This window comes from Pseudomonas sp. LB3P14, from assembly GCF_054898045.1.
In genome coordinates this window covers 3935512-3951301 of the sequence record NZ_CM142714.1, presented here as the reverse complement: position 1 = coordinate 3951301, position 15790 = coordinate 3935512, and the positions used below count along the sequence as shown (strand labels likewise).

The following is a 15790-nucleotide window of genomic DNA, read 5'->3' as shown; positions in this document are numbered from 1 at the left end:
TCAGCCCGGGGCTACTCGGTTAACGTTCGCTGACTTGGTCGGTGCCCTCCATGGGCGCCCTCCAGCCAAGCAGCTGTTGCTTGAAGCCATAACTGGCGGTTTGGTAATAGGTGATCGCACGGGTGATCAGTGGATCACTGGCGGTGGTCCGTGACTCGCGGCTCTCGGTCAATGCCTCATCGTGTCGACGCAGCCCCTGGCGTGGACTCAGGATCGCCAGGTTTTTGCCGTCGAACAACCCCAGATGCTGATAATTGCCAACCACCACTCGCGGGGGCAAGGGATTATCTTGCAACAGGTTACGCCCGAAGAACGTCGACTGATAATCCAGGTTCAGCAAGCCCAGTAAGGTTGGCGCCAAATCGATCTGGCTGGCCAGTTGCGCGGTCTCCCGGGCATCGATCAGTTTCGGTGCATAGATGAACAGCGGAATCTGATAGTTGCTGATCGGCAAGTCCTCTTTGCCTGCACTTCCCGCTGTGTGGTCGGCGACGAAGACGAAAATTGTATTGTCGAACCAGGGCTTTTTCCGCGCCTGATCGAGGAACTGGCCAATGGCGTAGTCGGTGTACTTCACCGCACCGTCGCGTCCGTTACCAGACTTGATGTCGATCCGGTTGTCCGGGTAGGTATAAGGACGATGGTTGGAGGTCGTCATCAGTTGCAGCAGAAACGGCTGTTGCTTTGCGTAATCGGCGTCGGCCAGTTTCAGTGTCTGTTTATAGAGATCTTCGTCGGCCATGCCCCAGGCGTTCTTGAAGTGAATCTGCGCTTCATCAACGCTGCTTTGGTCGACCACACGGTAACCGTTGCCGCTGAAGAACGCGTTCATGTTGTCGAAGTAACCGCGTCCACCATAGACGAACACGCTGTCGTAACCCACAGCGCTGAGTTGTTGGCCGAGGCTGGCAAACCCGCTTTCACGGCCCACGCGCTTGACGATCGAGCGTCCCGGCGTTGGTGGGATCGCCAGGGTAATGGCTTCCAGACCGCGGTCGGTGCGAGTGCCGGTGGCGTAGAAGTTATTGAAGTACAGGCTTTGCTTGCGCAGGGTATCGAGGTTCGGTGTCAGGTTGCGCTCGTCGCCGTTGCTGCCCATGTATTTGGCGCTGAAGCTTTCGATGGTCACCAGCACGATATTGGGTGTGCGCGCAGTGCCGGGATTGTCGATCATCCTACGGATGTCTTGCGGGTCTTCGCCGACAAAGCGGGCATTGGGTTCGCTCAGCTCGGCGCGAATTTGCTGTGCAACGACCGCAGGCGGCAGGCTGCTGTAGAACTGTGGGTAATCCAATTCATTGTTTCGGAAGGCGGCGAAGAACTGATACGGGCCATTGCTCGCCAGTTCATTCTGATAGGCATTGCCGCCCTGAGCGCGCGGCGCATCCTGGCTGAGCAGTTGCAAACTCAGGCCGGTGACGAGCAACAGAGCCAACGCATTCAACAGCCGCCCGCGCAGTGGCGGCAACGGTGCGTCCAGCGCAGCATTGAAAGGTTTACGCAACGCGAAACTCAAGGTCACAGCCAGCACCGCGAGCATACTCAGCAGTGTTCCGATCGGGTAAGACTCCAACAGGTTATTCAACACTTCATCGGAATACACCAGGTAGTCGACGGCGATGAAGTTGAAACGCACACCGAATTCATCCCAGAACAGCCATTCGGCCACCGAGGTAAATAACATGGCGAACAGACTGACGGTCAGCAGCCCCTGAAGAAACCAGCGATGGCCTCGGCGACGCCACAAGGCCGGCGGGCAGAGCAGCAAGTAAAGGCCCATGGGCAGTGCCGCGTAGGCAATGAAACCCAGGTCGTAGAGCAGGCCAATACCAAAAACCAATAGAAAACCGCTCCCGGCCTCATCCAGATGAGTGAGCAGCAGAACCGTTCGGGTCAGAGAGAAAATGACTAGCCAGGCAAACGTAATGAGCAGCAGAAAGCGCATGGGTGCAGTTTTGAAAACGTCCATTGTGTTTACATTCCTTAGTATCAATTGCGCGAGAGTCTCGCCCGGTCACTGTAGTCACGTTGTGAACCGATAGTGAAAAACATGTTAACGCCTTCATTTGGTTGAGCGAATTCATTCTGGCGTTTCTCGGCCCTAGCCCTCAGACACACTTGGCCTTAAGCTGCGCGGGCCAAGACGGCCGTTACTGTGTACGGAGGAGATACCCATGCGAATTCTATTGGTGGAAGACAACCGCGATATCCTGGCCAATCTGGCCGATTACCTGGGGCTCAAAGGCTATACCGTGGATTGCGCGCAGGACGGATTGTCAGGCTTGCACCTGGCGGCCACCGAGCATTACGACTTGATCGTACTCGACATCATGTTGCCGGGAATCGACGGCTACACCCTGTGCAAACGCCTGCGCGAAGACGCGCGTCGCGACACGCCGGTGATCATGCTCACCGCTCGCGATCAACTGGACGACCGGCTGCAAGGTTTCAAGTCCGGCGCCGATGACTATCTGATCAAACCCTTTGCCCTGTCTGAATTGGCGGCGCGTATCGAGGCGGTCATGCGTCGCGCCCAGGGTGGCGGCCGCCGCACCTTGCAGGTCAGTGATCTGATTTACGACCTCGATACCCTGGAAGTGACCCGCGAAGGACGTCTGCTGAAACTCAACCCGGTGGGCCTGAAGTTGCTGGCCGTGCTGATGCAAAAAAGTCCTCACGTACTGCGCCGCGAAATTCTCGAAGAGGCTCTGTGGGGTGATGATTGCCCGGACAGCGACAGCCTGCGCAGCCACGTCCATCAATTGCGCCAGGTGATCGACAAGCCGTTCGCCAAACCGCTGCTGCAAACCGTGCACGGTGTGGGTTATCGCTTGGCCGAGGGCCGTGATGGAGTTTAAACAGAGCCTTGCTCAACGGATCATCATCGCCTTTGCCCTGATGAGCGCACTGGTTGCGGGAGCCTTTGCCATGGGCATCGTGGCGACCGTGCACCTGGTGGAAGAAAAACTGATATCGGCGGGGCTGGGTGGCGATTTACAACGTCTGTTGCTGATGGACAGCGTGTCGGACTGGAGTCACCGTCCCGAGCCGGACCAGCTGTTCTATTTCAGCGGCGGGCCGGGCGACTTCGAACTCCCCAAGGACCTGCGGCACCTGGACCCGGGCTTTCACGAAGTGTTTCGCGAGCAGCTGTCGTATCACGCGATGGTCGAAGTCGTCGACGGCCGGCGCTACGTGCTGTTGCAGGATCAGAGCGATTTCGAAGAGCGTGAACGGGTGCTGTTTGCCGTGGTGCTGGTGGGCTTCGTCCTGAGTCTGGCGTTGGCGGTGTTTCTCGGCTGGGTACTGGCGCGCAAAGTGATGGCGCCCGTGGTGCGACTGGCCCGCCAGGTCCGTCACCGTGATCAATTATTAGGTCTGGCGCCACCGCTGGCGCCGGATTACGCCGCTGATGAAGTGGGCGAGTTGGCCGTGGCCTTCGACGCCACTCTCGGGCGCTTGCGCCAGGCGTTGACCCGCGAACGGTTGTTCACCAGTGACGTCAGTCACGAACTGCGCACGCCATTGATGGTGCTGGCCAGTTCCTGCGAGCTGCTGCTGGAAAACCCCGGCATCGATCAGCGTGGACGTGCTCAGGTCGAGCGAATCGCCCGCGCCTGTGAAGAGATGCGCGAGCTGGTGCAAACCTTCCTGATGTTGGCCCGCGCACAACGTGAAGACGCCAGCATGTCGCCCCAGCAGACCCTGAACCAGATAGCCGATGGACTGCTCAATCTATGGCGCGAGCCGATCGAGGCCAAGGGGCTGGCGCTGATCTTTGAGCCAGGCAATCCGGCAAACACTTGCTACAACGCAACCTTGCTGCACGCGGTCATGGGCAACCTGCTGCGTAACGCGCTGCATTACACCGAGCACGGGTTCATCCGCCTGACCCTGACGGCCAAGGGTTTCATCGTCGAGGACAGCGGCGTGGGCATTCCAGAGGAAAAACGCGAGGCGATGTTCGAGCCCTTCGTGCGGGGCAATGAGAAACGCGGCGAGGGCCTGGGCCTGGGATTGTCGCTTGTGCAGCGGATCTGTGAAAACCAGGGCTGGAACGTCAGCCTGACGAACATGGAACCCAATGGTTGTCGTTTTCAGGTGGAGTTGTATTCGTCGGATATGAACTGATCGACCTCTTGAAACGCGGAAGCCCGGAGCAATCGTTATCGCCCCGTAAAACCTCGAAATAATTCGGGTTTTTACATAACACTTTTTTCACAAAGGCATGACCTGACGCTGACACGGCGCTACCTATCGTGGGGGCCATCAGCGGCTCAGGAGACCTGGATGATGGACGGCCCGATCAAACTTGATTTTTCCGAAAAATACGATGATCAACACGCTCAACGATACTTGCGCAAACATAAGGATGGCCTTGGCCGCCGCCTGTCCCACTGGCGTGACGAGCAACTGGCGCGCAAAGCGCTGGCACTGGTCGGTGAGCCGGGTCTGGTCCTCGATTTGCCCTGTGGTGCGGGACGTTTCTGGCCATTGCTGGCGGAAAAAACCAATCGTGCCATCATCGGGGCTGACAACTCAGAGTCCATGCTGAAGATTGCCATGCAGGCGCAACCTGCCGATGTGGTGAAACGGGTACAACCCTTGCACACTTCTGCATTCGACATTGCCTTGCCTGATAACGCCGTCGACAGCATTTTCTGCATGCGTTTGCTCCATCACATCGGTGAAGCCGAGCATCGACTGGCTATTTTGCGTGAGTTCGAGCGCGTCACCCGCGACAGCGTGATCCTTTCTTTGTGGGTGGACGGCAATTTCAAAGCGTGGAAACGCAAGCGCGCCGAGAAAACCCGTGGGCAGCAAGGTTACCAAAATCGATTTGTGTTACCGGCGGCTACGGTTGAAAAGGAATTCGAGCAGGTGGGTTTCCGTATCGAGGAACAACTGGACTTTTTACCGCTCTATGCCATGTGGCGGGTCTACGTATTACGCAAGAGGTAACAGAATGGCAGTGCAATGTGCAGCAGAAACGGACGTCGCTCCTCAGGAACGCTTCGACTACTTCTGGAATCAGCGCGGTGAATGGGTAGAAGAACCCAACGTCCGTCGCGGAGGAGAAAGCGGCGTGCAGCGCGTCGTGAGCAGCAATGGACAGCTGCTTTACGTTAAACGTCAGACCGGGCATATCTATCGCAGCTGGCTGCACCCGTTCGGTCGGCCGACGGTGTTGCGCGAGCGCGATGCGCTCACTGGCATGCACCGGCTCGACGTTCGTGTTCCCGAGATCGTTTTCTGCGGTGCTCAGCGCGATCCTGTTCACAAATGGCGCGCATTGCTGGTGACCAAGTCGCTGGACGGCTTTGAGGAAATCGAGCACTGGTATGCTGGCGGCGGTCGCGAGCGTCACGGTGAGGACGTGCATGATCGAGTGTTGAAGGATCTGGCCGAGAATCTGGCTCGGATGCACAAGAGTCGATGGCAGCACAGCTGCCTCTACAGCAAGCATGTATTCGTGCGCGTCACCGGCGAAGGCGAGGCTGCCAAAGTCGAAGTGGCGTTGATCGATCTAGAGAAAAGCCGGCAGCGTTTGACCGCCCGTCGCGCAGCGTCCCATGACATGAAGCAACTGCGTCGCCACTCGTCATTCAGCACGACGGACTGGCAAAAACTCGTCTATTTTTATGAGACGGCGTTTGGCAGCGCTATCAAAGGTTTATAGCAATGAAACTCGAAATTGCACGAGGTGTATTTTTAATAGGAGCCTTGGTAGTTGCTTCACTGGCGGTGGCGGCTTGGGAGCAGCCCCGCACGCAAGTCCTCAGTTCAGTGAATGGCGACGCGCACTGTCCGTTGCCACGCGTTGCGAAGGCATCCGTGGCATCCCAACCCGATCATGATTTATTGCTGTTCATGTTCGGTCTTTCTCAAGGATTGAGGCCACAAAGTTGAACAGATTGAAACCCAAATAAAAGGCCTCGCTAATGCGAGGCCTTTTTATTCCCGATAATGAATGATCGTTCCCACGCTCTGCGTGGGAATGCAGCCCGGGACGCTCTGCGTCCCCTCAAAAGCCGAACGCGGAGCGTCCATAGAGGCATTCCCACGCAGCGTGGGAACGATCTTAGCGCGAGGGTTTGTCGGGTTTGGCCAGCACCGTGTAAACACATGGCAACACGAACAGCGTAAACAACGTCCCGATCGACATCCCCGTGGCGATCACCGTACCAATGTCGAACCGGCTGACGGCACCCGCACCCGTGGCGATGATCAACGGCACCATACCGAACACCATCGCAGCAGTGGTCATCAACACCGGACGCAGACGAATGGCCGCCGCTTCCTCCACAGCTTCGCGCGGTGTCAGGCCTTTGTCCTTGCGTAACTGGTTGGCGAATTCGACGATCAGGATGCCGTGCTTGCTGATCAGCCCGATCAACGTCACCAGGCCGACCTGGGTATAGATGTTCATGCTCGACCAGCCCAGGAACAGCGGGATCAATGCGCCACAGATCGATAACGGCACGGTCACCAGAATCACCAGCGGATCGCGGAAGCTTTCGAATTGGGCGGCCAGTACCAGGAAAATGATCGCCAGCGCCAAGGCGAAGGTGACCCACAGCGCACTGCCTTCCTGGACGTATTGCCGTGATGCGCCGGCATAGTCGAAGGCATAACCCACCGGTGCCTCTTCCCGAGCGATCTGGCGGACGGTGTCGATGGCTTCACCCATGCTGACCAGCGGCACCCCGGACAGGATGCCCGAATTGAGTTGCTGGAACTGGTTCAACTGCCGTGGTCGCGCCCGGTCAGTCACCGTGATCAGAGTCGACAGGGCCAGCAATTCGCCTTGGGTGTTCTTGACGTAATAATTGTTCAGCCAGTCGGGGTTATCCCGGAAAGGCCGTTCGACCTGAGCGATGACTTTGTAGCTGCGACCTTCAATAGTGAAACGGTTGATCTCCGCCTCACCCAGCAACGTCGCGAGTGTCCCGCCAAGATCCTGCATGGAAACACCCATCTGTGCGGCCTTGGCGCGATCGATATCCACCACCACTTCGGGCTTGTCGAACGCCAGGTCGAGGTCGACGAAGGCGAACTTGCCGGATTCCATTGCCCTCTTTTTCACTCGGTCGGTCACTTGCAGCAGTGACTCGTAATCGTTGGCGGAATTGATGACGAACTGAAACGGCAGCCCCTCGCCGGTGCCGGGCAGGGAGGGCAGGTTGAAGCCGAAGATCTGCAGCCCGGAAATGCTCTCCAGTTTGCGCTGGACCTCGGGCAGGATTTCCATCTGAGTGCGGCTGCGTTCGTTCCACGGTTTGAGCAGGAAGCCGCCGATTCCCGATTGCACGCCGTTGAAGCCATTGATCTGGAACGAGGAGTAGTACTCGGGAAACGCCTTGAAGATCGTGACGAACTCGTCGGTGTAGGTGCTCAGGTAGTCGAGGTTGGCCGGTTGCGGGGCGTTGGCCATCATGAAAATGATGCCTTGGTCCTCGTCGGGCGCCAGTTCCGACTTGGTGAACGTGAGCAGCACCGGAATCAGGCACAGCACGATCACCGCGAACACCAGCACCACCGGCCGGGTGGTCAAGGTTGCGTGCAGCATGCTTTGGTATCGGCGCTTGAGGCCTTCGAATATCAGGTCCAGTCGATGGGCCAGGCCGCTGGGGTTTTCGTCATGACGCAGCAAGAAGGCGCACATCATCGGCGACAGGGTCAGGGCGACGATGCCGGAGATCACCACCGCCCCGGCCAGGGTCAGGGCGAACTCCTTGAACAGTGCCCCCGTCAGCCCCGTCAGGAAGCCGATCGGCGCATAGACCGCCGCCAGGGTGATGGTCATCGAGACCACCGGCATGGCGATTTCCCGGGCGCCTTCGATGGCCGCATCCAGCGGCGTCTTGCCTGCTTCGATGTGCCGGTGAATGTTCTCCACCACCACGATGGCGTCGTCCACCACCAGGCCGATGGCCAAAACCATGGCCAGCAACGTCAGCAGGTTGATCGAGTAGCCCATCATCTGCATGAAGAACATCACGCCGATCATCGACAGCGGGATGGTGACCACCGGGATCACCACCGAACGCAGCGCGCCGAGGAACAGGAACACCACCACGATGACGATCAGCACCGCTTCGAACAATGTTTTGATCACCTCGTTGATCGAGGCCTGGATGAACAGCGTGGCGTCGTAGGCGATTTCACCTTTGAGGTTCGGCGGCAGTTGAGCTTCCAGGTCCGGCATGATCTTGCGCACTTCCTTGATCACGTCCAGCGGGTTGGCGCCAGGCGTGGCCTTGATGCCGATGTACACCGAAGGCGTGCCGCCGAAAGAACTGATCGAGTCGTAGTTTTCAGCGCCCATTTCAACGCGCGCCACATCGCTGAGCAGCACACGACTGTCGCCCTCGACCTTGAGCGGAATCGCGGCGAAGGCTTCAGCGGATTTGAGCTCGGTGTTGGCGTTGATGCTGGTGACGACGTACTCGCCTTTCACTTCGCCGGCGGCGGAAAGGAAGTTGTACTTGCGCACCGCATCGGTCACGTCGCTGGCACTCAGGCCGAAACCGGCCAGCTTGACCGGGTCCAGCCACAGGCGCATGGCGAACACCTGGTTGCCGAGAATCTCGGCTTCGGCCATGCCCGGCAGGGTCGCCAGTTTCGGCTGGATGACCCGCGACAAGTAGTCGGTAATCTGCGGATTGCTCAGCTCCTTGCTGAAGAAGCTGATGTACATCAGTGCCGAGGCGTCGGCCGCTTCCTTGCTCAGTACCGGGTCTTCGGCGTCCTGAGGCAGCTGGTTTTTCACCTCGTTGGCCTTGGCCAGCAATTCGGTGAACAAGCGGTCGCTGTTGGCGCCAATGCGCGCGTAGATCGAGATCACCGAGAAGTTCTGGCGACTGACCGACGTCATGTAGTCGATGCCCTCGGCGCTGGCCAGACTCTGTTGCATCGGTTGGGTGATGTAGCCCTGGATGGTCTCGGCGTTGGCCCCGGGGTAAGCGGTGGTAACCGTGATCAGGGCGTTTTCCATTTGCGGATATTGGCGCAGCGGCAACTTGCTCCAGGCTTGGAAGCCCAGCAGCACAATCAACAGGCTGACCACGGTGGCGAGCACCGGGCGGCGGATGAACGGGTCGGTAAACGCCATGGGGATTCCTTGATCAGTCAACGCGAGGCTGACTGCTCTTCTCGGCTAGTGTCTTGTCATCGCTGATCGCGATATGTGCGCCGTTGTCCAGTTTGATCTGGCCGGCCGTGACCACTTTTTCACCGTTCTGCACACCTTTGGTAATCATCACCAGGCCGTCGCGGCGCTCGCCGGTTTCAATGAAACGCCGTTCGGCGATCAGAATGGGCTCGCCCTTATCGTCCTTTTCGACGCTGCCGTCTTCGGCTTTTTTCTGCGCGACGACATAGAGCGAATTGCCGTAAAGCGTGTAGGTGATTGCACTTTCCGGCACGACGATGCGCGGCTGCGGGTCGGGCAACAACACTTGCAGGCTGGCGAACATCCCCGGCAACAGTTTGCCGTCGGGGTTGGCCAGGGTCGCGCGGACCTGGACGTTGCGAGTGCTGTTTTCAACTTTCGGGTTGATCGCGCTGATGGTGCCGGGGAAGGTTTGTGTCGGGTAGGCCGCGACAACGATCTGCACCGGTTGGCCGAGGGCGATCTTCGGCACCGACTGCTCGGGCACGAAGAAGTCGACGTAGAGACTGCTGAGGTCTTGGAGCGTGGCGATCATAGTGCCGCTGGCCACGTAGTCACCGACGTCCACCTGACGAATGCCGATGGTTCCGCTGAAGGGCGCGACGATGCGTTTTTTCTCGAGCGAAGCCTTCAGCTGATTGACCGTGGCCTTGTTCTTTTTGAAGACCGCCGAGAGTCGGTCGAACTCGCCTTTGGAAATCGCCTGGCTGCCCACCAGCTGGCTGCCACGGTTGTAATCCACTTGGGCCAGTCCGAGGTCGGCTTGGGCGGTTTCCAGCAAGGCGGATTCCACGGCGCTATCGAGTTGGACGATCGGCTGACCGGCCTTGACCTTCTGCCCTGACTCGAACTGCACATCCGTGACGGTGCCGGCGATCTCCAGGCTCAGGTCGACGCCTTGCAGCGCCTTGAGGGTGCCGACGGTTGGCAGGCGGGCTTGCCACGGCCGTTCGGTGGCAGTGGCCACGGCGACACTGATCGGTGGTTTCGGCGCAGCAAAGCCCTGAATCATCGTGTAGATGGAGAAGGCTTTGTAACCGGCCAGGACCAGCACGATCAGCAAAACAACACCCAACATGATCAGCATGCGGCGACGCAGCATATTTCCACTTCCTTGGAGAAAATCAGGTGAGACAGTCGGGCACATTACTCCGAGAATGGCAGTGAATCCAACTGCCACTTATTACAGGATGGCGCAAAACCTGTAGGAGCGAAGCTTGCTCGCGAAAGCGGTGTGTCAGCCAACTGAAATGCCGACTGATACACCGCTTTCGCCAGCAAGCTCGGCTCCTACAAGGGCAGGGCGAGATCAGATGAGATGCAGGTGGTTGTCCCAGAGCCCTGCAGGAAGCTCCAGTGGTTTTGCAACAAGGCTTGTCTGGCGGCAATCGTAGTAGCGGCATCGCCCCTGACCCGAAGTCACGACAAAGCCATCGGCTACCGCGCCGACCCCGGCGCAATCGGGAAGCGGCGCGTCCAGTCGCACTTCACCGCTGTCCAGGTCCCAGATGAAAAAGCGGTTGCCCCGTGGCGCGGTCAACGCGACCAGGCGCAGTTCGCTGTGCACCGCGACGCTGGCGGTGTAATGCCCCATGGCCTGCAACTGATGCTCAGGCACCGGGAAGGCCACGAACGGCTGGCCGGGCCGCTTGACCGCCAGCAGCTCCGAAGACTCGTGAGACGGCCCCATGAACTGCTGACCGGCGACGATGGTGCCGTCGCTGGCGATCCCCAAATGACGCACGCTGTTCATCTGTTGGGCGAGGGTTTCCTTGCTCAGCAGGGTGCCGTCCCGTTGCATCAGGACCAGGCTCGGTTCCATGGCGTTGAGGTTCATCTCGACGCGGCTTTCGGCCTCGGTGCGAATGCCGCCGTTGGCCACCACCAGGGTTTCGCCATCGGGCATCCACGACACCTGATGCGGGCCGACGCCGTGGGTGGGGATCTCACCGCTGTGGATAAGTCGCTCACCTTCGAACTTATACACACCCAGCAAGCCTCGACCCGGATCGGACGTGTCGTTCTCGGTGGCGTACAGCCAGTCGCCGCTCTTGTGAATCACCGCGTGACCGTAGAAGTGCCGGTTCGGCCGTGAGACCACGGTTTGCAGCAGCGTGCCGTCGCGCAGGTCGATCAGGTAACTCTCGGTGCCAGGACGACGGGCGACAAACAGCGCAATCGGCAGCATCGGGTGGTTGATGATGTCGTGGCAACGCTGGCCGACCTGGGTGGCAAACACCCGGGTGCCGTCCAGCCGATACCCGACGGCGTAATGTTTGCCGTCGGTATCGTCCCGCGCCGAGAGCAGCAGCGGGCTTTTGTCCTTCTGCTTGAACAGCGTCCAGCCGCCGAGTGTCACCGCACCCAGCAGCAAACTACCTAACGTCAGAGCCTGGCGTCGCAGCATCGAACTTGCCCTCATCAGTCACCGTCGTTGGCGTTGAAGCCCAGTTGGATGCCCAGCGCCTTGGCCAGTTCGCCTTCGTGCAGGCGGTGGACGACGTTGAGGCTGTCGTAGATATCGTTGAGTTGCTGGCGACCGGCGTCATCGCCGAGCATTTCGGTCAGCGAGCGCTGGTTGCTGGCGAACAGTTTCAGGGACGCGGCGTAAGCGGCGTCGATCTTGTCGGCCAAGGGTTTTTGCTCGTTCGGCAACAGACCGCGCAGGCCTTTGTTGTCGACACCGACCCAGACGGTTTGCGCCGCGGCCAGGCTGGCTTCCAGACCTTGCAGCGAAGACTTGCTGCGCCAGGCATCGGCCTGGAACGGCTGAGGAATGCCCTTGCTCTGACGGCCCATTGGCGTGCCGAGTTTTTTCTTCAGAGAGTCCAGCGCGGTGACTTGCACGCGTAGCAAGTCCGCGATCGCTTCGTGGGAGTCGGCGTAGCGCTGGTTGGGGAATTTGCTCATCTGCGCGAGCATGCCGTCGTTGGTGTTCCAGCGTGACAGGATCTCTTCGGCCAATTGTTTCTGACGTTCACCGATGGCGGTCAGCAGCGGGCAGTACTTGGCTTTCTGGGTGGCATCGGCCATGTCGATCTTGCTGTCGAACAGGATGTATTCATAGGCGGAGAGGCCCTGAACCACAACGCTGGACTTGGTCAGGGCGGCGGCATCGATCTGCGGCTGCGCGGTGACCAGTTGCTCGACCTGACGGCCCACGAGGTTTTTCTTGTCCGGCCAGAACTGCACCTGCCACGAACGGTTGCCCTCGGCCAGCGGGCCGATCAGCAGCGGTTGCAGCTCGGCCCAGGCTTTCTGCGCATGCAGGAAGTCGGCACGGGCGGTTTCGAGGTTTTCCTTGCCTTCGCAGAAGGCCAGGGCGCTGACCGCCAGTTGACGGTCGGCTTCTACCCAGCGGCTGTAGGTCGGCAGGATCACTTGCTTGGCGATGGCCGCCGAGGTAACGGCCTGCGGATCCTGAGGTGAACAGGCACCCAAGGCTAGCGCGGCAAGGCTGGTGAACAACAATTTGGGACGGAACATGTCGGGCTCCCGCTATGGAATACGTATTAAAGGGAATTCAAAAACGCCAGCAACGCAGCGCGCTGCTCGGCGTTGAAAGACAAAACCTGTTGCTGCGCTGCTGTTGCTTCGCCGCCATGCCAGAGCACGGCTTCGAGCAAATTGCGGGCGCGGCCATCGTGCAAAAACTGGGTGTGGCCACTGACTGCCTGCGTCAAGCCGATGCCCCACAACGGCGGGGTACGCCAGTCGCGGCCGCTGGCCTGGAATTCGCTACGGTTGTCGGCCAGACCGTCGCCCATGTCGTGCAGCAGCAGATCGCTGTAAGGGCGAATCACTTGATTGGCCAGTTCAGGTTCGGCGGCGTTGGCGGCGGTGGTGTATTTCGGGGTATGACAGGACTGGCACCCGGCCTGGAAAAACAGATTCTTGCCGGCCAGCACGTCGGGCGCGCTGACATCCCGACGTGCTGGTACAGCGAGATTACGGCTGTAGAACAACACCAGACGCAGGATGTTATCGCTGACTTCCGGCTCGCCATCCGGACCATTGCCGTTGGGCGCCTGCTTGCAAGCGGTTTGCGTGTCGGTGCAATCGTCGACAGTTTTCAGGCTGGTGGTGAGGCCCATGTCACCGGAAAACGCATGAACATTTTGTTGATTGAGGTTCGGTTGCCCGGCCTTCCAGCCAAATCGCCCGAGGACGGTTTTCTGCTGCGTGTCATCCCAGACCCGATTCGGGCGTCCGGCGATGCCGTTTTTGTCTTTTGCCTGAGCTTGTGCATTGGCCAGGATCGCCTCGTCGGGGATCGCTTCCAGCAGACCCAGGCCAATCATCGGCGGTGCAACACGCGCCGAGAAACGGGTATCAGGGTGCATCGGGCCGTAGCCGAGCTGGGTGATCTGCAACGTCGGCTTGCGCAACTCGACTTCGGTGCCGTCCTTGAAACGAATCGGGACGGGCGTGTAATCGACACGCACTTTGCCTTCCGGGATGACACCGGGCACGGCCATGTCCTGGAATTGTCCGCCGTAGACCGGCTCCGGGACGACACCGAGTTGCTCGATGACGTTGGCATACGCCGGCGCATCGGGAATCGACAGGCGCACCAGCATCGACACGGCGTTCTGCGCATCAGGCGTGGGCGGATGACCGCGGCCGTCCTTGATGTGGCAGTTCTGGCAGGCGTTGGTGTTGAACAATGGGCCGAGGCCATCCCTGGCAGTGGTGGTCGACGGGGCGATCACCCAGGGATTGCGGAAGAAGCTGTTGCCGACGCTGAAGTCCACGCGCCTTGACGGTGGCAGATTGGCGGACGACAGGGAAAACGAGTTCTGATCGGTCTTGCGCACGGTCGCGCTGCCACCGGACCGGGCTTCACCGGGTTCGGCCTGGGTGAACTTCGGGGCGTCATCGCAGGCACTCAGGCCCAGGGCCAGCAACAGTGCGGACAAGCGAAGAGGCAGCGAGGGCATCAGACATCCTGCAAGACGAGCAAAACAAGGGCGCAAAGTCTAACAGGGCAGGGGAGATTGAATAAGAGGAATTATCGTTTGGTTGATGTGTGTCAGATGATCGTTCCCACGCTCTGCGTGGGAATGCAGCCCGTGACGCTCTGCGTCACATCAAAAGCCGAACGCGGAGCGTCCGTTGAGGCATTCCCACGTAGAGCATGGGAACGATCGGCGACCCGAAGGTCGCCTCTTTATTCAGACAGCTTGATCAGAACTCGTGATCAGCGTTGTCCGGATTCAGGTCGCTGATGCCGAGTTTGCCAGCGGCGGCTTCGATCGAACCGGTCTGCTTGACCAGGGAAGCGATAGCGTCGCGCACGATCTGGTTGCCAGCCGTGTTTCCGGCAGCGATCAGCTGGTCGTAGTGTTCACCCTTGTTGGCGTGATCGACGATAACCTGCATCTTCGCTTCGGTCGCAGCCAGGTCGGCTTTCAGCGCGGTGTCGGCAGCCGAGTCAGCCTTGGCGACCAGGGACGACAGGCTGGCGCCGGTCATTTTGGTGCCGTCGACGCGGGTGTACTCGCCCAGGTACACGTTACGAACGCCTTTGGCATCGTAGAACTGCGAGTTGTGGGTGTTGTCGCTGAAGCAGTCGTGTTCGTCTTCCGGGGAGTTGGCTTCCAGGGAAACCTTCATGCGCTCGCCCGCCAGTTCGCCCAGGGACAGGCTGCCCATGCCGAACAGCATTTTGCGCAGGCCGCTTTCGGCAGGCTCGGCTTCCAGGGTGGCGCGGTAGTTGTCGGCCACGTTCGGCTTCCAGTTACCGACCATTTCTTCCAGGTCGCTGACCAGCAGTTGGGTCACGGACTTCAGGTAGGCGCGACGACGATCGTTATGACCGCCGGTTGCGCCTTTGCCTTCCAGGTAGTCGGAAGCTGGACGGTTGCCGGCGCCAGGGCCGGTGCCGTTCAGGTCCTGGCCCCAGAGCAGGAATTCGATGGCGTGGTAGCCGGTGGCAACGTTGGCCTCGGAACCACCCAGCTCGTTCAGGCTGGCGAGTTTTGCCGGGGTGATGTCTTTCACGTCGATCTTGTCTTCGCCGACCTGAACTTGAGTGTTGGCGATGATGTTGGCCGTGGCGCCCGGGTTACCCAGTGCGTGCTCGTAGGATTTGTCGACGTAGTCGATCAGGCCTTCGTCCAGTGGCCAGGCATTCACCTGACCTTCCCAGTCGTCGATGATGGTGTTACCGAAGCGGAACACTTCGCTCTGCAGGTAAGGAACGCGGGCAGCAACCCAGGCAGCCTTGGCGGCTTTCAGGGTGTCGGCATTCGGCTTGGCGAGGAAGGCGTCGACGGCGGTTTGCAGGGTCTTCGCGGTGGATTCGGCATCGCTGTAAACGGCGAAGACGATGTCGGCGTAATGCGCGACAACGGCTTTGGCAGCTGCTTCGTCGACTTTACTGGCAGCGGCAGGCGCAGCAACGGCCGGGGCTGTGGTGCTGGCGGCCGGAGTCGGCGCCTGCGCAGCGACAGCTTTGTCTTTGCCTTCGCCACAACCGGCGAGGGAAATAGCGATGGCCAACAGACTGGCGGTAGCCAGAGGCATACGAATCATGGCGAACATCCTGCTTCGAGAGGGGGTGGAAGGGCGCAGCACGCGCGCAAAACTGCGACATAATGCAAATCTTTCGCA

General features: G+C 59.6%; 12 protein-coding genes. 5 read left to right on the top strand and 7 right to left on the bottom strand.

What is annotated here, in order from left to right:
- Positions 1 to 19: 19 nt before the first annotated feature.
- A complete protein-coding gene (locus tag ACYZT5_RS18295; RefSeq protein ID WP_462046803.1) occupies positions 20 to 1969 on the bottom strand; it encodes an LTA synthase family protein in 1950 nt (649 codons plus the stop codon).
- Between the two features lie 205 nt (positions 1970 to 2174).
- Here ACYZT5_RS18295 and colR point away from each other — a divergent pair, with 205 nt between their 5' ends.
- The 5 genes from colR (at position 2175) to ACYZT5_RS18270 (ending at position 5910) form a co-directional block, all read left to right on the top strand.
- Positions 2175 to 2858, top strand: coding sequence for a two-component system response regulator ColR (gene colR, locus ACYZT5_RS18290; RefSeq protein ID WP_123368483.1), 684 nt, complete (start codon positions 2175 to 2177; stop codon positions 2856 to 2858).
- Positions 2848 to 4131 carry a sensor histidine kinase gene (locus tag ACYZT5_RS18285; RefSeq protein WP_462046802.1) on the top strand — a complete coding sequence of 428 codons (1284 nt, stop codon included), beginning with the start codon at positions 2848 to 2850 and terminating at the stop codon, positions 4129 to 4131. Before colR ends, ACYZT5_RS18285 begins: the two co-directional genes overlap by 11 nt.
- Before the next feature lie 162 nt (positions 4132 to 4293).
- Entirely contained in the window at positions 4294 to 4962 is a 669-nt protein-coding gene (locus ACYZT5_RS18280; protein ID WP_462052271.1) for a class I SAM-dependent methyltransferase, read from the top strand.
- Positions 4963 to 4966: 4 nt separating this feature from the next.
- Positions 4967 to 5680 carry a lipopolysaccharide kinase InaA family protein gene (locus tag ACYZT5_RS18275; protein WP_462046801.1) on the top strand — a complete coding sequence of 238 codons (714 nt, stop codon included), beginning with the start codon at positions 4967 to 4969 and terminating at the stop codon, positions 5678 to 5680.
- 2 nt (positions 5681 to 5682) lie between these two features.
- Positions 5683 to 5910 (top strand): hypothetical protein, encoded by a 228-nt coding sequence (locus ACYZT5_RS18270; protein WP_462046800.1) that lies wholly within the window; start codon positions 5683 to 5685, stop codon positions 5908 to 5910.
- A 172-nt stretch (positions 5911 to 6082) separates the two neighbouring features.
- On the opposite strand, the gene ACYZT5_RS18265 is transcribed toward ACYZT5_RS18270, so the two are convergent.
- The 6 genes from ACYZT5_RS18265 to ACYZT5_RS18240 all read right to left on the bottom strand — a co-directional run bounded on the left by ACYZT5_RS18265 (position 6083) and on the right by ACYZT5_RS18240 (position 15712).
- A complete protein-coding gene (locus ACYZT5_RS18265) occupies positions 6083 to 9115 on the bottom strand; it encodes a multidrug efflux RND transporter permease subunit (protein WP_462046799.1) in 3033 nt (1010 codons plus the stop codon).
- 13 nt (positions 9116 to 9128) lie between these two features.
- Positions 9129 to 10277, bottom strand: a complete 1149-nt coding sequence (locus ACYZT5_RS18260) for an efflux RND transporter periplasmic adaptor subunit (RefSeq protein WP_462046798.1) — start codon at positions 10275 to 10277, stop codon at positions 9129 to 9131.
- A 207-nt stretch (positions 10278 to 10484) separates the two neighbouring features.
- On the bottom strand, positions 10485 to 11582 hold the full coding sequence (locus ACYZT5_RS18255; RefSeq protein ID WP_462046797.1) for a DUF1513 domain-containing protein: 1098 nt from the start codon (positions 11580 to 11582) through the stop codon (positions 10485 to 10487).
- A gap of 14 nt (positions 11583 to 11596) precedes the next feature.
- Positions 11597 to 12661, bottom strand: a complete 1065-nt coding sequence (locus tag ACYZT5_RS18250; protein ID WP_462046796.1) for an imelysin family protein — start codon at positions 12659 to 12661, stop codon at positions 11597 to 11599.
- 26 nt (positions 12662 to 12687) lie between these two features.
- The gene (locus ACYZT5_RS18245; protein ID WP_462046795.1) at positions 12688 to 14115 is read right to left on the bottom strand and encodes a di-heme oxidoreductase family protein; all 1428 of its coding nucleotides are present in this window, start codon (positions 14113 to 14115) and stop codon (positions 12688 to 12690) included.
- A gap of 247 nt (positions 14116 to 14362) precedes the next feature.
- On the bottom strand, positions 14363 to 15712 hold the full coding sequence (locus ACYZT5_RS18240; RefSeq protein WP_462046794.1) for an imelysin family protein: 1350 nt from the start codon (positions 15710 to 15712) through the stop codon (positions 14363 to 14365).
- Positions 15713 to 15790: the final 78 nt, after the last annotated feature.